The 18,249-nt window shown below is 49.4% G+C and carries 17 protein-coding genes; 8 read left to right on the forward strand and 9 right to left on the reverse strand.

Features of this window, described 5'->3' with window-relative positions; genetic code table 11:
• Positions 1–291: 291 nt before the first annotated feature.
• From NEPTK9_RS00285 to rpmH, 4 genes are read right to left on the reverse strand one after another with little or no spacing between them, the layout of a single operon-like run.
• Positions 292–747 carry a hypothetical protein gene (locus NEPTK9_RS00285; RefSeq protein ID WP_194846825.1) on the reverse strand — a complete coding sequence of 152 codons (456 nt, stop codon included), beginning with the start codon at positions 745–747 and terminating at the stop codon, positions 292–294.
• Positions 738–2,675 carry a UvrD-helicase domain-containing protein gene (locus tag NEPTK9_RS00290; protein WP_194846826.1) on the reverse strand — a complete coding sequence of 646 codons (1,938 nt, stop codon included), beginning with the start codon at positions 2,673–2,675 and terminating at the stop codon, positions 738–740. Before NEPTK9_RS00290 ends, NEPTK9_RS00285 begins: the two co-directional genes overlap by 10 nt.
• Positions 2,629–3,006, reverse strand: a complete 378-nt coding sequence (gene rnpA, locus NEPTK9_RS00295; RefSeq protein ID WP_194846827.1) for a ribonuclease P protein component — start codon at positions 3,004–3,006, stop codon at positions 2,629–2,631. The genes NEPTK9_RS00290 and rnpA overlap by 47 nt, the downstream gene beginning before the upstream one ends.
• A complete protein-coding gene (gene rpmH, locus NEPTK9_RS00300; protein ID WP_194846828.1) occupies positions 2,996–3,130 on the reverse strand; it encodes a 50S ribosomal protein L34 in 135 nt (44 codons plus the stop codon). The genes rnpA and rpmH overlap by 11 nt, the downstream gene beginning before the upstream one ends.
• A gap of 152 nt (positions 3,131–3,282) precedes the next feature.
• Here rpmH and rpmJ point away from each other — a divergent pair, with 152 nt between their 5' ends.
• Positions 3,283–3,420, forward strand: a complete 138-nt coding sequence (gene rpmJ, locus NEPTK9_RS00305; RefSeq protein WP_194846829.1) for a 50S ribosomal protein L36 — start codon at positions 3,283–3,285, stop codon at positions 3,418–3,420.
• Positions 3,420–3,725: a 30S ribosomal protein S14 gene (gene rpsN / locus NEPTK9_RS00310; RefSeq protein ID WP_194846830.1), complete on the forward strand. Its 306-nt coding sequence runs from the start codon at positions 3,420–3,422 to the stop codon at positions 3,723–3,725. Before rpmJ ends, rpsN begins: the two co-directional genes overlap by 1 nt.
• A 26-nt stretch (positions 3,726–3,751) precedes the next feature.
• Here the strand turns inward: rpsN and NEPTK9_RS00315 are convergent, their stop codons facing one another.
• The gene (locus tag NEPTK9_RS00315; RefSeq protein WP_194846831.1) at positions 3,752–4,132 is read right to left on the reverse strand and encodes a DUF4339 domain-containing protein; all 381 of its coding nucleotides are present in this window, start codon (positions 4,130–4,132) and stop codon (positions 3,752–3,754) included.
• An 89-nt stretch (positions 4,133–4,221) separates the two neighbouring features.
• Here NEPTK9_RS00315 and NEPTK9_RS00320 point away from each other — a divergent pair, with 89 nt between their 5' ends.
• From NEPTK9_RS00320 to NEPTK9_RS00330, 3 genes are all read left to right on the forward strand, one after another.
• Positions 4,222–4,851: a hypothetical protein gene (locus NEPTK9_RS00320; protein ID WP_194846832.1), complete on the forward strand. Its 630-nt coding sequence runs from the start codon at positions 4,222–4,224 to the stop codon at positions 4,849–4,851.
• Between the two features lie 73 nt (positions 4,852–4,924).
• The gene (locus tag NEPTK9_RS00325; RefSeq protein WP_194846833.1) at positions 4,925–5,377 is read left to right on the forward strand and encodes an Asp23/Gls24 family envelope stress response protein; all 453 of its coding nucleotides are present in this window, start codon (positions 4,925–4,927) and stop codon (positions 5,375–5,377) included.
• Between the two features lie 163 nt (positions 5,378–5,540).
• Positions 5,541–6,017, forward strand: a complete 477-nt coding sequence (locus NEPTK9_RS00330; RefSeq protein WP_194846834.1) for a hypothetical protein — start codon at positions 5,541–5,543, stop codon at positions 6,015–6,017.
• A 768-nt stretch (positions 6,018–6,785) separates the two neighbouring features.
• On the opposite strand, the gene uvrC is transcribed toward NEPTK9_RS00330, so the two are convergent.
• From uvrC to NEPTK9_RS00345, 3 genes are read right to left on the reverse strand one after another with little or no spacing between them, the layout of a single operon-like run.
• On the reverse strand, positions 6,786–8,573 hold the full coding sequence (gene uvrC, locus NEPTK9_RS00335) for an excinuclease ABC subunit UvrC (RefSeq protein WP_194846835.1): 1,788 nt from the start codon (positions 8,571–8,573) through the stop codon (positions 6,786–6,788).
• A complete protein-coding gene (gene mutS / locus NEPTK9_RS00340) occupies positions 8,570–11,266 on the reverse strand; it encodes a DNA mismatch repair protein MutS (RefSeq protein WP_194846836.1) in 2,697 nt (898 codons plus the stop codon). Before mutS ends, uvrC begins: the two co-directional genes overlap by 4 nt.
• Complete coding sequence (locus tag NEPTK9_RS00345) at positions 11,263–11,715, reverse strand: hypothetical protein (RefSeq protein WP_194846837.1); 453 nt, start codon at positions 11,713–11,715, stop codon at positions 11,263–11,265. The genes mutS and NEPTK9_RS00345 overlap by 4 nt, the downstream gene beginning before the upstream one ends.
• 54 nt (positions 11,716–11,769) lie before the next feature.
• On the opposite strand from NEPTK9_RS00345, the gene dnaG reads away from it, so the two are divergent.
• A complete protein-coding gene (gene dnaG, locus NEPTK9_RS00350) occupies positions 11,770–13,623 on the forward strand; it encodes a DNA primase (protein ID WP_194846838.1) in 1,854 nt (617 codons plus the stop codon).
• On the opposite strand, the gene glyS is transcribed toward dnaG, so the two are convergent.
• Positions 13,544–16,468 carry a glycine--tRNA ligase subunit beta gene (gene glyS / locus NEPTK9_RS00355; RefSeq protein ID WP_194846839.1) on the reverse strand — a complete coding sequence of 975 codons (2,925 nt, stop codon included), beginning with the start codon at positions 16,466–16,468 and terminating at the stop codon, positions 13,544–13,546. The genes dnaG and glyS overlap by 80 nt on opposite strands.
• A gap of 52 nt (positions 16,469–16,520) precedes the next feature.
• Here glyS and rlmN point away from each other — a divergent pair, with 52 nt between their 5' ends.
• A complete protein-coding gene (rlmN, locus tag NEPTK9_RS00360; RefSeq protein WP_194846840.1) occupies positions 16,521–17,600 on the forward strand; it encodes a dual-specificity RNA methyltransferase RlmN in 1,080 nt (359 codons plus the stop codon).
• A 28-nt stretch (positions 17,601–17,628) separates the two neighbouring features.
• The gene (gene pgsA, locus NEPTK9_RS00365; RefSeq protein ID WP_194846841.1) at positions 17,629–18,219 is read left to right on the forward strand and encodes a CDP-diacylglycerol--glycerol-3-phosphate 3-phosphatidyltransferase; all 591 of its coding nucleotides are present in this window, start codon (positions 17,629–17,631) and stop codon (positions 18,217–18,219) included.
• The last annotated feature ends 30 nt before the right edge of the window (positions 18,220–18,249 follow it).

Below are 18,249 nucleotides of genomic sequence, written 5' to 3' on the forward strand. Positions count from 1 at the left end.
GGCTCCGAAGCCATGTCAGTTCGCTGGAAAGGTTCTTTCCTAGAAAACCTTGCACATCTTTCACCAAGGAACAAGCCTCTTTTTTTCCAGGTTTTTAGCCACTTACCATATTCGCTTTGCTCGACTTTCAGCTTAACAAAAAAAATCCACTGAACCGACACAGCTTCGGAGCCGAAGGCGAAGAAAAGCTACGTCGTGAAGTGTCCACATTTCGTGAAGTGTTACCTCAGCATGCTGTATTTTGAACCATGCCGAAAATCGAAAAAAAAGAGACCGACTTTTTTGGAAAAGTTAAGTGTTCAAAAAAGCAACCTTTTTTAAGAATTCTTCTTTCCAGAAATAGTGGTCAAGAAGGCCTGTCGTATCCCATCCAAGAATGTCATAAGCGACGTAGAGAGCCTCGACGGAGGCGAGTCCGCGGGTCGGGTCGACGCAGTCGGTCTGTTTACGGGGATAGGCGGTTCGGACATCGGAGGGTAGGTTCCGGCGGATCCACTTCTCTTTATGGGGCAGCTGCCGCTCCATCACCGCTGCATATTTCCAGGTCCCATCAATTAAAAAGAGGCCGTGGTCCTTATCAGCAGGGGAGAGAGGAGGGGCATCAAGGGTTAAGAGGATGGTATTGGGGAGAAAGGGGATCGGGTCGGTTGGATAGGTAAGAAAGTGCATCTCTTCTCGGCTTTCTAGTCCGGCAAGACTACACTTTTTGAGGTTTTCTTTCCGGTGGCGGAGAATCGTTACTTCCATGAGGTCACCTTGAGGATCTCTTTTGGAATCTCAAAGAGGAAACGGGAGGGGTTGCAGCTGACGAGCTTTCCATGTTGGGTCCGCTTCCGCGCCATGCTTAGGCAGAGGGTTTCCATCGCTCGGGTGATGGCGACGTAGAGAAGACGCCGCTCCTCTTCGATCCCTTCCTTGGTCTGGCTTTTCGCATGGGGGATGAGCTGGTCTTCAAGACCAACGAGGAAGACGGCGGGAAATTCAAGTCCCTTCGCGCTATGAAAGGTCATCAGGTTGAGCTTGTCTTCGCCAAAACGGTCCTTTTTATCGATCGTTTTTTTATTGAGCATGGAGCTAGAGAGAAAATCGTGAAGGGTGGGATCTTCCTCTTTTTCGTAGGTTTGAAGGGCGGAAATACACGCTTGGACATTTTCCCACTTGAACTCTCGTCCCTTATCACTTTTGACTTCGTTAAAGATCGCATTTTTATAGTCAATTTTTTCCACAAGCCATTTAAGTGCCTCGGAAAGGGAGGCACTTTGAAACTTTTCGGTCATCCCTTGGTAGAGGATCATGAAGTTTTTGATCCCTTGGGTGCCCCGCGAGGTGAGCTCTAGCTCGGGGTAAGCATCTGCTGCAATTTTTTCCATCACCGCCATGAGGGGAAGGCGCTTTTGTCGGTTAAACTGGGTGATGGTATCGAGCGTTTTATCGGAGATGCCGCGACGGGGGTAGTTGACGATTCTAAGGAGGGCCTCTTGATCTTTAGGGTTGGAGGTAATCCGCAGGTAGGCCATCAGATCCTTGACTTCGGCGCGCTCAAAAAAACCGAGTCCGCCAAAAACTTGGTAGGGGATTCCGCGGACCCACTGCTCCCCTTTTCTCCAGACCGTTTGCATCAGGGAAAGTTCAAATGAACGGGCAATGTTATTGGAGCGGTAGAGGATCGCCATCTCTTTCCACCTGTAATTCTTTTCCTCTTTGAGCTGGAGCATCCGCTTGATCACCGCCTCCACCTCATCTTGTTCGGTTGGGGCATTGAAGATCTCAAGGGTCTCTCCCTCTCCCGCATTGGCCTCAAGCACTTTGTCATGGCGGTGGACATTGTTGCGGATCACCGCATTGGCCGCTTTTAAGATGTGGGAGGTGGAGCGGTAGTTTTGCTCGAGCTTCACCGTCACATCGGCAGGGAAATTGAGGATGTGCTCCACTTCAGCGCCACGCCAAGCATAGATCGACTGGTCATCATCACCGACAACGCAGAGGTTCCCATGCTTTTCAGAAAGGAGAGAGGCAAGACGGTACTGGATCGGGTTGGTATCTTGATACTCATCGATCATAATGTAGCGGAAGCGGTCTTGATATTTTTCTAAGACCTCAGGAAAGGTTTCAAAAAGTTCGACCGTTAAGGTCAAGAGGCTATCAAAATCGAGGGCATTATAAGCCCGCATAGCGGTCCGAAGCCCCTCATAGACCTCTTTCACAAATGGCTCTTTTTCTGAAGGGGTCATCCCCTTCCCTTTTAGATAAGAAATGGAGGTGATGATCGGTTCAAGAGCGAGCTCCTCCTCTCCCTCATAGAGCTCTTCGGCCACCTGCATGATGAGACGACGCATATCTTTTTCGTCGTAGAGGGTAAACTTTTGGGTGAAGCCAAGGCGGTGGATCTCTTTGCGGAGAATCCGCATACAAAAACTGTGGAAGGTTGAAAGGGTCACAGCGGAGGCTTCTTCTTTAGAGACCATATGGGCAACCCGCTCCCGCATCTCTTCGGCAGCTTTATTGGTAAAGGTGAGCCCTAAAATGGCTGTGGGGGAAATTTTTTTGCCTTGGATGAGATGGGCAATACGGTGGACAAGGACTCGGGTTTTCCCACTTCCTGCCCCAGCAAGGATCAGGACCTTCCCTTCAGTGGTTGTTGCCGCTTTTTGTTGGTTTTTGTTGAGCTTTGCCACAGTGCTTGATGACCTGTTTCAGTTCAGATTCAATGTCTTTAGAGGTAAGCTCCCGGTATCCCTCTCGAGGGTGGATGTTAAGGACCAGCCCTGGGGGAAGAATGGGGTAGAGCTTCCGGTAAGCCTCACGGACGATCCGTTTAAAACGGTTCCGGTCGTGGGCCTTGCCCCATTTTCTCGCGATGGTAATTCCCAATTTTGAGGGGGTCTTTTCCTTGATTAGGGCAAAGGCAAGGAGCCGGCTTCCCACATGCTTTTTCCCCTCTTCGTAGATAGCACGGAACTCGCGCCGCGATACGATCCTCTGGAGGCGGGAAAATTTAAGCAGCAAGGCGCTTCCGCCCCTTACTACGCTTCCGATTGATGAGATTTCTCCCACTGACGGTCTTCATACGGGCACGAAAACCGTGGGTTTTCTTTCGTCTTCTTTTGCTAGGCTGATAGGTTCTTTTCATAACTCTGGTAACTCTTATGTTGAAATATAAAGACCATTTTACTTCAGTCAGAATAAATCTTCAACCATAAAAAAAATTTATGAACTCGCCCTCTTGTCAAGAATTCCCCTAATCTATATACTCGGCTTATTGATAAATTTTAGGATTTGATAATGAAAGTACGAGCATCTGTAAAAGCAGACCCCAGCAAAGGGGACAAAGTGGTAAGACGGCGAGGCCGCCTCTACGTCATTAATAAGAGAAACCCCAATCGCAAGCAGCGACAAAAAGGACCAGCAAGGAAGAAGTAATGGCTAGAAAAGCAATGATCGAAAAAGAAAAGAAGCGCAACCACATGGTTCGTGTGAAGTGGGAAAAAAGAGAAGAGCTCAAAAAGATTGTGCGTAGCTTGACCGTGACCGAAGAGGAGCGGATGGCCGCCCAAGAAAAACTCAATTCCCTTCCTAAAAATTCTTCAAAAATTCGCCTTCGGAACCGGTGCCGTTTCACCGGCCGCCAAAGAGGCTACCTCCGAAAGTTTGGCCTTTCTCGTCTCTGTTTCAGAGAAATGGCAAGTGCCGGGCTGATTCCCGGAGTCACCAAGGCTTCTTGGTAAGAAAAAAGCCCCGACTGGGGCTTTTTTTATGTCTGAAGGAGATTCGGCAGCTCCTCTAATCTTTTCCAGTTTTCCATTTCCTCATTCCAGACATAGGTCGCTGCGGTGATCAGATCATCATCCCAAGCCTTTTGCAGGGCATAAAAACTCATCGGCCCATACCGCTTATCCTCACCATCAAGGTAATACCATAATTTTTGTGACTGAAGAGGAGGAGCAACCACTTGAGGGGGTGGAGCTTTCTCGACCACTTTTGAGGGAAGAAGGTATAGAATCACAACGGCAATAAAGCCAAGAGCCACCCCTAGAAAAAACCAGGTCGTGGGAGTACGCCCCCGTTTTAGGGCTATCCGGTAACAGATCCATCCAAAAAGAAGCCAGGAAGCCAAGTAAATCATGGTCCCCATCATACCTTAGTCGACAGATAAAAAAAAAGTTGAAAAAAAATGTTGCACCAGGTTTAATGTTTTTTTCGAATTAACGCAAAGGGGCCTGTATGGCATCATCATCAAATATGAACGGTCAGAAACAAACGCTTTCTGAATGTGATTTAACAGGCTATGAGCTTCAGTTTCCTGCTCAAGTTGTTCATAAGGAAAAAAATTCAGTCTGTGAGAAAAACAACATAAAGCATGAATTTTTAATTGGGTACATTGTGAACAAAGTTCTTGATAAAGAGGCAAAGATTGTTTGCCCAATGTGCCAGGAGGAAATATCAGCTATTACTTTGAAGGTTGATGATATAAATAAACCATATAAAGAAGAGCAGTACAAAAATATTAATAAGGTGGAACGTTACATTCAGCCTATTCGGAAAGAGTTCATTCGCAGAGAATACAATAAAGATGGCAAACTGATTAAAAACCGTGATGATAAAACCCCTCTGACTATTGACGATATTCGAGATATTGTTCTAAGGGTGCAACAACCAGCCAATCAGCAAGAGGGTGATTGTTGTTTGCAAGGTCTGCTCAACTTAGGAGGGTGTACCCTTGTTGTTGGACTATGTGTTGCATCATGGCAAATCTGTAAATATGTTCTTGGAATAGATGATGACCAAGAGGACCGAAAAACACCCCCGCCGAGTCCGATTAATAGAAACCGGGCCGTAAGTCGGTTCGTGTAGGTTCTTCTTTCGGAATTTAATCGAACGATGTAGACTGAGATAAATAGAGATTCAATATTAGGATAGGTTCATAATGCATGATCAGTTTAAGGAGCTCGACACCAAGGAGCTCAAATTTGCCGACACCGTCTTTGCGCGCGATATCGAAAGTCGCGTTTTTCAATCGATTGTCATTAAATGTTTAGCCGAGGTCGAGGGAGTCGCCCTCCTCGAGGGAACCCTCCTTGACAACCTTCTTGGCCGTGAAGGGAACGAGCGGATCAAGGGGATCCACGTCGAGCAAGACTCTAAGAACCACTCGGTGAGCATCAAGGTCGAGGTTAATATTGCCCATGGGATCTCCATCCCTGAAAAGGCAAAGGAAATTCAAAGCAAGATCGCCGAAGAGGTCTGCAACTTAACGGGACTCCATGTTGCGTGCGTCCACGTTGTTTTCAAGGCGCTTATTTCTGATGAACCGATCGAAGATATTATGGAAGAAGAGCTCGAAAAGGAAGAAGAAGAGTTCTCCCCCGAGAATTTATGAACCTATCCGAAAACTATAGCGCCCTTTCTTTGCACTCCTTCTGCATCTTTTTAGAAGCTGATCTTTTGCCCTTGTCTCTTGGACAATGTGCTCAAGTCAGCTTCCAAAAATCTACTAGAAATCAGGTGAAAATCAAGAACACTCTAGCTTACGGATAGGTTCAATGAAGACCAAAGACCTCCTTTTCTCAGCGGTCCACTTCTTTGTCACCTGCTTCATTATTGGAGTAGGGGTCTTGTTTTTAACCCTTCCCTATGCCGCTCATCTCCGTGTAGCACTGGTTAACTTTCTCCTCGAGCCTGGAGAGGCTTGCCGCCTCATCGGCGCTTCGATTTTAGGGTTTGGCTCCCTCCTCTTTATTGCCATTTTTCGTCTGAATCGTCGCAATTTTTTAGCGCTCGATTCTGCTGATATCGACAAAGGGGTGATTCAGGAGGTTGCCCTGGACCACTTTCAGCAGAAATTTCCCGATGAGGAGTGGAGTTTTGATGTGGCGGTCCATCCTAAAGGGAGGCTTGAGATCTTCACTTCAGGAATGGGACAGCTTGAAGAAGAGGAGTTTGAGGGGGAATGGAAAACCTTTTTAGGAGAGCGGCTTCACTACTTCAAACCGTTTACTTTGACATTTGTTGAAACTTAATACCTGGGAGCAAATTGCAAAATTACTGATGATCGCTTTTCGGTTCTTTTCACAAATTTTGCCGTTTGATGCAAACACCCTACCCTAAAGGGTATGTGAGTTTTCATCAAACGGCAAAATTTGCAAAAATCTTCCAAAAATCGGCATGGTTCAAAATAGGGTAACAATTTTGGTCTTATGAAAGATGCGTCGGGGGCAAGCCCCCTGCTGCCCCCTTGATCTTCAATCTGGCAAGCCAAATCGACCCTCCTCGGGGGGCCGTGCAAAGCACTGTTCCACCCCTCGTGCGGGGCGATTTTGCAGAGCCATTTTGAAGCCGCGGACAGCTCACCGCATGGCTTTTCTTCGCCTTCGGCTCCGAAGCCATGTCAGTTCGCTGGAAAGGTTCTTTCCTAGAAAACCTTGCACATCTTTCACCAAGGAACAAGCCTCTTTTTTTCCAGGTTTTTAGCCACTTACCATATTCGCTTTGCTCGACTTTCAGCTTAACAAAAAAAATCCACTGAACCGACACAGCTTCGGAGCCGAAGGCGAAGAAAAGCTACGTCGTGAAGTGTTACCTCAGCATGCTGTATTTTGAACCATGCCCAAAAATCGATTAATCAGTAATTTTGCAATTGGCTCCTGGGAAAGCAAGCTAGAGATGCTCGAAGGGCTTTTCGATTTTTTCTCTGGCTTTGGTAGACAAAAACCCCACATACTTGCCTTAAAGTAGGGGGGGGGGTTGTCTATCCAAGCCAGGGGAAAAAGAAAAAGCCAGGCGATCAGCTATAGCTTACTTTTCCAGGTAAAAATGGTTTCGATGTCTTTCTTTGTGAGGCCGGGCGCCCGTTCGAGTGCTTCACGGCTCGCTTTTTTAATCTGCTTCACACTTCCAAAATGTTTCAGGAGAAGGGAACGCTTCTTGGGGCCGATCCCAGGAAGGGTATCGAGCTCGGTCTGGATGATCCGCTTGGTCCGCCGCTTCCGGTGGTGGGTAATGGCAACGCGGTGGGCCTCATCCCGAATTTGCTGGAGGATAAAGAGGGTTGACGAACGGGGAGAGAGGAAAATCGGATCTTTTTTATGGGGGACGAAAATTTTTTCGAAGTTAAGCCCCTTGTCATGCCGCCCCTCCTCTTTGGCAAGGGAGATCACATCGACATTGGCAATTTCCAACTCTTTAAAGACGTCGAGAGCAACATTGAGCTGCCCTTTTCCTCCATCGATAAGGGCGAGGTCGGGAAGTTCATCCTTTTCTTTGGCTTTGGTGTAGTGGCGGGTAAGGACTTCACGTAGCGCCCCATAGTCATCCCCCGTGTCGATCTGCTTGATATTGAAAAGGCGGGTCCGTTCTTTATCCCGCTTCCCATCTGTAAAGCCGACCATGCAGGCGACGAGATCGGTTCCTGAAATATTGGAGGTGTCAAAGCATTCGATCCGGACGGGGCACCGATCGAGGCCACACGTTTCTTGCAAGTCAAGTAGCAGTTCTTCTTTAGAAAGCTCTTCGGTAAAGAGAGCCTTGGCATTTTTCTTAGCGAGCTCGAGGAGGTGGACCTTTTCCCCTTTTTTCGGGTGGACCAAAGAGAGTTCTAAAATTTCTTCAAGAAGGGACTCTTTTTTCAGGGTGATCGGGAGAAGAATCTCTGGGGGTCGCTTGTCTTGGTTTTGGTAGTGCTGTAATAGGAAACTTTCCCAAATTTCCTCATCGGTGGAGGCAAGCTCGATAAATTTAAAGTGGTCGGCGCCTGTGAGCCGTCCTTCGCGGAACATGAGCTGGGCGATGATGTGATGTTTCCCTTCGTGGTAGAGGGCAAAGATGTCGCAGTCCTTCCCTTTTGCTCGAATGATGGCTTGGCGACTCTTTGTCACATGTTCGATCTGCCCGATCGTTTTATGGAGAGAGCCTGCCCGCTCAAATTCGAGATTTTCGGAGGCGGTTTCCATCTCTTTTTTTAGATCGCGGAGGATCGCCTTGTCATGCCCTTTAAGGAATTCGATTGCCCGCTTCACCTCTGTTTCATAGACTTCATGGGTACACTTGTCGACGCAAGGGGCGAGGCACCGCTTGATCCCATAGAGGAGGCAGGGGCGGCTCCTTGAGGTAAGCTCCCGGTCAGAGCACTGACGGAGCTTGAAGACCCGGTTCATCAGATCGAGCGTTTGCCGAGCGGCAAAAGCGCTCGTATAGGGACCAAAGTGGAGCCCCTTCCCAGGAGGTTTCCCTCGGTAGCGGGCAATCCGGATTATGGGCCACCGGTGCTTATGATTAATCGTCAGGCTGATGAAGGTTTTGTCATCTTTGAGGAGGACGTTGTACTTCGGCTGATGCTTTTTGATAAGGGTGTTTTCTAAAAGGAGAGCCTCTTTTTCGGAGAAGGTGACAATGGTGTCGATCTCTTCCACCTGTGAGGTGAGGAAGGGGACCATCATCCGCCCATCCCTTCCCGGAACAAAGTATTGCTTGACCCGCTTCCGGAGCTCTTTGGCTTTCCCGATATAGAGGATCTCTCCCCGCTTGTTTTTCATCAGGTAAACACCTGGTTCCTTGGGAAGCTTATCGAGATCGATCATAAAAACTTACTTTTCCACTCTTCGAGTTTTTGAAGGGCGCGCATCGGGGTTGTCTCGTTGAGGTTGAGTTTTTCGAGTTCGCTCTTCAGTTCCTCTTCATCAATAGAAGGGGGCGGAGTGAAAAAGGAGAGTTGCTCTTGCTGTTTTGGAGTGTCACCGGTGGTTTCTAACTTATGAAGCTCAGTACACGACAATTTTTGGGGTCGATGGACAGCTGCGGCTTTACCAGGTTTCCTTTCTTCCTCACCCATAGCGCTTTGGCTATGGGATTCGTCATTCAAGAAAACCTGTTTTTGCCTCGCTTGCTCATCGCCTTCCAAAAGTTGTTGTGTACTGAGCTTGTGAAGGACATCGTGCGCCCTTTTAAGGACCGAAGGGGGAAGCCCTGCAAGGCGTGCCACATGGATTCCATAACTTTTGTCGGTGCTTCCCGCCACGATTTTTCGTAGGAAAACGATCCGGTCAGCCGCCTCTTGGACCGCCACATGGACATTTTGGACACCCGGGTGATCCTCTTCCATTTCGGTCAGCTCCCAGTAGTGGGTGGCAAAGAGGGTTTTACATCCCATTTTTAGGAGGTATTCGGCAACAGCCCAGGCGATCGAGATCCCATCAAAGGTGCTCGTGCCTCTTCCAATCTCATCCAAAATCACAAGGGAGTGGGAGGTCGCATTGTTTAAGATATTGGCCGTCTCGGTCATCTCTAACATGAAGGTCGACTGGCCACGGGAAAGGTCATCGCTCGCTCCAATCCGACTAAAGACTTTATCGACGAGGCCGACGTGGGCCTTTTGGGCTGGGACAAAGGAACCGATCTGCGCCATGATAGTGATGAGGGCCACCTGCCGGATATAGGTCGACTTTCCTGCCATGTTGGGGCCGGTAATTAAGACGAGACGGGCCTCTTCATCGAGCTGGGTGTCATTGGGGATAAATGCATCGCCTAAAAGGGAGGCTTCGATTACCGGATGGCGTCCCACTTCGATCGAAAGGGTATCGCTCTCATCTAAAATCGGACGGGTGTACTGGTTTTTTACCGCAACCGTTGCCAGGGAAAGGAGACAGTCAAGCGCCGCGATGCTCCGCGCCAAAAGGGTGATCGTATCGCTATGGGTAGCGATCTCTTTGCGGAGCTCGTGGTAAAGGCGACTTTCAAGGGCTTGGATTTTTTCTTCAGCGGAGAAGATTTTTTCCTCATAGGCTTTGAGTTCGGGGGAGATAAACCGCTCGTTATTGACGAGGGTTTGCCGCCGCTGGAAGGAGTCGGGCATTTTATCCGCTTGCCCCCGGCTCACCTCGATGCAGTAGCCAAACGCTTTGCTAAAGATGATCTTGAGTGTCCGAATCCCGGTCTGCTCTTTCAGCTCACTTTGGTACTGAGCGATCCACGATTTGCTATCGGTTTTCAGAGTGCAAAGTTCATCGAGCTCTTCATTCACTCCAAACCGGATCACCTTCCCTTCGCCCAGCTTAACGGGAGGCTCTTCCACAAGGGTTTCCTCGATCCTTTTTGCAATCGCTTCGGTGGGGGGAAAGACCATGTTTTCAAAGAGGGGCGCTTTAAAACTTGCGACGCTTTTACGAATGGCCGGAACCGCATCCAAAGAGGTTTTTAGCGTTGTCAGGTCGCGGGGCGTTCCCGTTCCGGTCGAGATCCGGGTCATCAGCCGCTCTAAATCGCGGATGGGGCGGAGCTTTTCCGCAAGGGGAAGGTACCCTTGAAGCTCCTCAACCGCCTCTTGCCGTTTGACGATCCGATCGAGAGAAAGAAGGGGGTGGGTGAGCCATGACTTAAAGAGACGGGCTCCCATCGGGGTGCGGGTGTGATTGAGCAGCTTCAGGAGTGTGCAGTTTTTTCCTCCCTTATGAAGGGGCTCGGTCAACTCTAAGTTCCGCTGCGTCGCTTTGTCGATTGCCATGTAAGAAGAGAGCTCATCGCGGGCAATTTTTTTCACATGGCTGGTGGATAAATTGAGGTCCTCTTCGATGTAGGACAAGAGGGCGCCCGCAGCGGTGACACTGGCCGTCATCCCCTGAAGGCCAAACCCATCGAGGGAGTGGACTTTGAGGTGGCCGGTGAGAAAATTAAAAGCGTTTTGCGGGTTGAACCGCCAGTTCTCTTTTTTGGTGATCCGGACCCCCTCCAAAAGGGGCTTTAACGTCTGATAATCCCGCTCGGAAAGGAGCACCTCGGAAGGGCGGCGACGGAAAAACTCATCCTGGAGCTCTTTCAAATCGGTTGCTTCCGAGACGCGGAGCTCTCCCGTTGAAAGATCCAAAAGAGCCAGCGCATAATTCTTATTGAGGATTGTAATCGAAGCGAAAAAGTTGTTGTCGTTTTCGGGGATCGAGTTCAGTAACGTTCCTGGAGAGACGACCCGTACAATCTCCCGCTTCACGAGCCCCTTGGCAAGTTTCGCATCCTCCACCTGTTCGGCAATGGCAACTAGGTACCCCTTTTCAACGAGCTTTTCTATATACCCTTCGGCAGCGTGAGCGGGCACCCCACTCATCGGGATCCCTTGCCGCTGCGTCAAGGTCACATCGACCCCTTCTGAGAGAAGAGTGGCATCGTCATAAAAAGCCTCATAAAAGTCGCCCAGTCGAAAGAGCAAAATAGCCTCTTTGGCTTTCTGTTTGCAGGCATACCATTGGGCCATCATCGGAGAGAGTTTTTCTACACAAAGGTTCATTTTTTAATCCTTTTTAGGAGCTTTTTTAAAAGGCCTTCTTCTTTTTCTCCATTGATGAGATCAAGGGCCTCTTTAGCCTCTTCGATTCCCTTAGCGATTTGGAGGATTACCCCATCGCACCACCGCTGCGATTCGACAATGTCATTTTGGAGTTCTTCGAGGCGCTTTAAAATTTCTTGGGGCGATTTAGAGATGTTTTCGATGGGGGAGGGGGAAGTTGCATGGAGCTGCGACTTATAGTTTTCAATCATTTGCCGGAGCTCGAAAACATCGATGAGTAGGGGGAGAAAGGTCTTTTTAAACTCTTCGCGAAGTCCTTTCGTGGCGCTCGAGGGAATAATTTTCTTAGGTTCCCGTTCTTCTTTGACCGAAGCAGGAGAAATCGTTCCCGACAGGGGAGAGGCGTCGAGCTTCCGGTAGACCTTTTTTTTAAAACTTGTTTTATCCATGACTACCAAGATAGAGCATCGCAGAAAAAATGTCGATCGTATAGACTAAAAAGAATGGGTGTTTACGCAAAGAAAAGTCTCGAGCTCTTAAGGGAGAAGATCGACCTTGTCGAGGTGATCTCTTCTCATGTGAACCTAAAGGCTGCAGGAAGTAGCTATAAAGGGCTTTGCCCCTTCCATGATGAGAAGACTCCCTCCTTTGTGATTCACCGGGGAGATTCTCACTACCATTGCTTTGGATGTGGTGCCCATGGCGATGCGATTGCTTTTTTGATGGGCTACATGAAGATGACCTTTGTCGAGGCGGTCGAAACGTTGGCAGAGCGGTTTCAGATTCCGCTTGAAGAGGTCGAGTATGACAGGCGGCAGACGGGACCAAGCAAAAAAGAGCTGAAAGAACCCCTTCAAAAAGCAGCCGATTTTTATCACACCTACCTTCTTCATACCGACGAGGGACACCGGGCCCTCAAATACCTTTATGATCGGGGGCTTGACCTCGATTTTATCCGCCTCTTTAAGGTGGGGTTTGCTCCACGAAGTGGTGCTGTCTTCGGAAAGTTTATGCAAAAGTATCGGTATACGGCTCAGCTTCTAGAAACTGCCGGTCTCATCAAAACTCTCTCCGATGGAAAGAAAAAGGTCTTTTTTTCGAACCGGATCACCTTCCCGATTTTGGATGTTTCGGGGGGCGTGATCGGCTTTTCGGCCCGGAAGACGAGTGAAGAGACTTTTGGCCCCAAGTATGTCAACACTCCCGAGACCCCCCTCTTTAAAAAGTCCCACACCCTCTATGGATTGAGCTTTTCGCGGCGGCAGATCGCCAAGGAAAAGCGGGCCATTGTTGTGGAGGGGCAGATCGATGCCCTCCGCCTCATCCAATCGGGTTTTAACATCACCGTTGCAGGACAGGGAACCGCCTTTACCGAAGAACATGTGAAAGAGCTTCTCAAGCTGGGGATTACCCGGGTCTATTTGGCTTTGGATGGGGATGAAGCGGGACAAACCGCTGCCTCAAAGATTGGAAACGTCTTTCAAAAAGAGGGGGTGGAGGTCTATGTTGTCCCAACGCCTCCAGGGATGGATCCCGATACGATTTTAAAAGAGCAAGGGCCCCCCGCCTTTACCGAGCTTTTGGAAAAGGCAGAGGATTATCTCTCCTTTTTGGTGGGCTATTTTTCGAAAGAGAGCGACCTCTCTTCTCCTTCGGGAAAAAGTCACCTGATTCAGACGATTGCTGAGCGGATTCGGAGCTGGGATCATCCCCTCATGGTCCACGAATCACTCAGAAAGCTGGCGCAACTCACCCAAGTCCCTGAAAAACTGGTGGGTGTGGGACAAGAAGAGGTCCGCCGCACGACCTACATCAAGCGGGAGGGAAAACTTTCCGAAGTGGCGATCAACCCCGATCGGGTCCTTCAAACAGACCTCCTTCGCTGGCTTTACCTTTTGGGCGATGCGGAGCCTTCTCTTCTTGAGATTATTAAAGAAAACCTCCGTCCCGAACACTTTAGCGTCACCTTATGCCGCCGCCTCTTTTCCCTATACATGGAGAACCTCGAGGCTCAAAAACCAGCCGATCTTTTGTCGCTTGCCAATAACTTAGAAAATCCCGAAGAACAAATCCTTTTTTCCGAGCTGATCCAGAAAAAAGTGAATACCGAAAGAGCGGAAGAGGGGGTGATCGAAACGGTGACCAAGATGCTCCAACATCATTGGATGGAGGAGCGGGAAAAGATCAAGATCAAAATCCAAAGTGGGCAATGTTCCCAGGAGGAAGTTTTGGAGCTTGCCAAGGCCTTTGATGCTTTAAGGGCTCCTCCTTCTGTAATTAGAGGTTCTGAATCTTCCCAAAGTCAAGAAGTAAAGAGAAGTGAGAGAAGACCTCCTGAAGCAGCGCGATCCGGTTAGAGCGGACGTGTGGATCATCGGCCAAAATTTTCACCTCATCGAAGAGCTTGGCCAGGGGAGAGCGGAGCTTAGCCAGCTCCCTAAAGGCTCCCTCATAGCTCTGATCCCTGAGGAGATCTTTGAGAGGCCCTTCTAAGGAGGTGAGTGACTTATAAAGGGACTTTTCAGCTCCTGCTTCGAAAAGATCGGGTTTGATCGTCTGTCTTTTCTCCGAGCCGATCTGCCCTTTTGCTCGTTTATAAACCTCAAAAAGGCCTGAAAAATGGTCACTTTTTCGGAAGGAGTGAAGCGCTTCGGTTTTTAGAAATTGATCGTAAGGATCGGTGCACCGGGTTTGAAGAGCGGCTTCAATCTCATCTTTTTTAAAGCCATATTCTTCGAAAACCCCTTTTGCGCGGGCGGTTATAAAGCCCTGCACCTCGGGATCTTTGATGAGAATTTCTAAGTCGAGGTTGAGGCGGTTTTCGACCAGGATTTTGATCAGCCCGATCGCTTGGCGACGTAGGGCGTAAGGATCGCTTGAAGAAGTGGGCTTGAGCCCCACCTTGAAGGTGCTAATGAGATTGTCGATCCGATCGGCTAAGCTAAGGACAATTCCTGCAGCGGTTCTTGGTAGGGCGCCCCGTTCGGACTTAGGGAGCCAATGCTCTTCAATCGCGAGGGCGACCTCTTTCTCCTCATTTTGATGGAGGGCATAGTACTTGCCGATCGTCCCTTGAAGGTCGGGGAACTCTTGGACGAGTTCTGATGCAAGGTCTGCTTTACAGAGTTCTGCAGCGCGGACCACTATCTTTTCGGTTCCCAGCTCAAGGGCTTGGCACAGGGTGAGGGCCAGGTGTTTAATGCGAGAGACTTTTTCAGCTACCGATCCCAGCTCTTTTTGAAAGACGATCATCTCCAGTTTTTTTGCAAAGGTGTCGAGTGAGGTTTTGAGATCTTCTTCGTAGAGGAAAACCCCATCGGAAAGACGGGCTGAAAGGACATTTTGGTTCCCTTCTTTAATGAGCTCATTCGGGGTGTTATCTGCGGTGATGACAAAGAGGGGAGCGAGCTTGTCAGAAGCATCTTTTAAGGGAAAGTACTTTTGGTGCTCCACCATCTCGGAGGTCAGGACCTCTTCGGGAGCCCTTAGGAAAGCCTCGTTGAAAGAGGCATAGGTCAATTGTGGCCACTCAGCGAGGTAAAGAACCTGTGCGAGGACTTTTTCTTTATAAAGGGCCGTTGTCTTGGTCTCTTCTTCAATGGCGGTAAGCTCTTTTTCGATCTTTTCTCTCCGCGCCTTTGTATCGACGAGGACCTTCCCTTTTTCCAACGCAGCAACATAGTCTCCAGGAGAGGCAACCTCAATGGGTTCATCGCACAGCTGCGCATGACCCCGCGAGACATTTCCAGAGACCACTTCAGCCACCTCGAAAGGAACCACCTCTTTTCCAAGAAGGGCCACCACCCACTGCAAGGGGCGGGCGTAGCTTGCCTCAATATCAGACCACCGCATCCTCTTGGGGAAAGGGAGGTCGGTAATGAGTTTGGGTAGCGCGCGGCTTAAAAGTTCGAATGTCGAGACCCCTTTCTTCTTCACCGTGACGCGGATGTAATCTCCATCCACCTCGTCCCTCTTTAGGGGGGGTAAGTTAACCGATTTAAAAAAGCCTTCTCCTTGCTTGGTGAGCACTCCTGCATCATCATAAGCGATCGAAACGGGAGGCCCTTTTCGCTCTTCTTCCACCTCTTCAGTGCCGTGGACAAGTCCCTTTACCAAAATCGCCAGGCGACGGGGAGTCCCATAGACCGACACATCACCAAACTTGAGCTCCGATTCTTTGAGAAGTTTTTCGAGGGCGTTTTTTAAGTTGCGACATCCAATTGGCACAAATGTTGCAGGGAGCTCTTCCGACCCAATCTCCAATAAAAAGTCATTCTTTTTCTTTGGATCAAAAGCGGTTGGGATGGAGAAGGTTTTTGTCTCTTTTACCCTCTCATTCTGAAGCATCGGAAAGCCCAATTTTTCGCGGGAGGCGAGATAACAGGTGGCTGCCCCTCGCGCTAATTCACGGACCCGAGCGATATAGCCCGTCCGCTCCGTAACGGAGAGGACGCCCCGCGCCTCTAACATGTTAAAAGCGTGGGAGGCCTTCATCACAAAGTCGTAAGCGGGGAGGGGAAGGTCGATTGCAATGAGCGCTTTCGCCTCTGTTTCATAATCTTCGAAGTGGCGGTGCCACATCTTGGTCGAGGCTTTATAGAAATTGTAGTGGCTCCACTCTATTTCGCTTTGGTGGTAGATATCCCCATAGGTGAGTTTTTCGTTGTATTGCATCTCGAAGAAGCTTTTCTTCTTCTGGATGATCATTGCGAGCCTTTCTAAGCCGTAGGTCAGTTCAACGCTAATCGGTTTTAGCGAAAAGCCAGCGACCGATTGGAAGTAGGTAAACTGGGTGACTTCCATCCCATCGAGCCACACTTCCCAGCCAAGACCCCATGCGCCGAGGGTGGGGGACTCCCAGTCATCATGGACAAAGCGGATATCATGCTCCTTCAGATTAAAGCCGAGCTCTTCCAAAGATTCCAAATAAAGTTTTTGGATCTCTTTCGGAGAGGGTTTCATGATCACCTGAAGCTGGTGGAAAAGTTGAGTCCGGTTGGGGTTTTCCCCAAAGCGGCCATCCTGCGGGCGGCGGGACGGTTCCACATAGACCGTATTATAGGGCTCAGGGCCTAAACAACGTAAGAAGGTGGCAGGGTTAAAGGTTCCTGCGCCGACTTCGACGTCATGTCCTTGTTGAATCAGGCATCCCTTGCGGGCCCAAAAGGATAGAAGGGTATTGATAATCTCTTGAAAAGTCATTCTATCTTTAAACAACCGTTTATGAGACAATCATGCAGAAATAGGAGATATTATGCGAGAATTTTGTGCCCTCTATGGGAAAGAGGTGAAAAACTTTTTTGCCGAAGAGGAGGAAAAGCCTTTTCGAGCGACCCAACTTTGTGACTGGGTTTATCAAAAAGGGGTTGTCGACTACGACGCCATGCTCAACCTTTCTCAAAATTTGCGCACTGTCCTTAAAAAAAAGCTTTTGCTCGGCCAGCTTACACTCCAAGGCAGCGAAGACTCTGCCGATGGAGAGACCAAAAAATTTCTTTGGAAGCTTTCCGATAACCGCCTTGTTGAGTCGGTCCTCATCTCCAGTGGGGAGCGGCGGACCGTTTGCGTCTCCTCCCAAGTGGGATGTCCCGCCCGCTGCGCCTTTTGCGCCTCAGGCAAACAAGGACTGATGCGGAACCTCACCGCAGGGGAGATCGTCGAGCAGGTCGTTCAGATCAACCACCACCTGTTTCAAATCGGCGAAAGGGTCAGTCACATCGTCTTTATGGGGATGGGGGAGCCCCTCGATAATTATGAAGAGGTGGTCCGCGCTCTAAAAATCCTGATCGACCCCGAACTTTTGAACTTTTCTCCTCGCAAAATTACCGTTTCGACCGTCGGTGTTGTCCCTTATATCAGGCAGCTCATTGGCGAAGGGATGAAGGTCAACCTTGCCCTCTCTCTCCATGCGCCCAACCAGCACATCCGAAAAAAAGTGGTCCCTTACGCCCGAAAATATCCCCTTGAGGATGTTTTACAAAGTGTCCGCGACTATGCCCGCTTTACCAAACGGGATCTCACTTACGAATATGTCCTCCTTGCGGGGATCAACGATCAGCCTCACCATGCCGAAGAGCTTGCCCACCTTGTTCGAAAAGACCCCTGCATCGTTAACCTCATTCCCTATAACCCCGTTCCCGGTGTTCAGCTCAAACGGCCCACTACAGAAGCAATCGAAGCCTTTCGAAGACTTCTGACTAAAGGGGGCGTCCGCAACACCTGCCGCTACACCAAAGGAAAAGACATCGCTGCCGCCTGTGGACAACTTGCATTGAAAAAATTGACATTAGGTAGCACTCCGGGTATAAGTGGACGGCATGAAAGCCGCAAGTAAAATATCGCTATTAAGAGGAACCATACCGGTGAAATTACCCCTATTCCTAACCATTGGGCGGATCTTTATCAGCCCCATCTTTTTAATTTTTTATCTCAAGTACCAACAGCTCGGGGTTTCCCTCCATGCCTTGCCCTTTATCCTTATGTTCCTCCTCACCCTTTCAGAGCTTTCTGACTTTTTCGATGGTTACCTGGCCCGCCGCTTTAACATGGTGACCGAGCTCGGAAAAATTCTCGACCCCATGGCCGATAGCATCACCCGCCTCACCATTCTCCTCACCTTTACCCAAGGGTTTATCCGACTGCCCCTTCTCCTCGTCTTCGTCTTTGTTTACCGCGACGCAATGATCAGTACCCTCAGGACCGTCTGCGCCTTCCGGGGCGTCACCCTCGCCGCCCGGACCAGCGGCAAGGTCAAAGCGGTCCTCCAAGCGATCTCGATCTTTGCGATCCTAATCCTGATGATTCCCTATTCTTGGGGGATCCTCCCGCTGATCCAGCTCCAGATGATCAGCCTCTACATTATCTCAGCCGCCGCCCTCTACACCCTCTTTGCCGGCGCTGAGTATATCTGGGCCAACCGGGACTACATCAAGCTCGCCTGGAAGAATGAGTAGCAGGGTTAATTCGATTTAAGGTGTTTGTTT

Origin of the sequence: Candidatus Neptunochlamydia vexilliferae (assembly GCF_015356785.1) — a bacterium.
GTDB classification, from domain to species: domain Bacteria; phylum Chlamydiota; class Chlamydiia; order Chlamydiales; family Simkaniaceae; genus Neptunichlamydia; species Neptunichlamydia vexilliferae.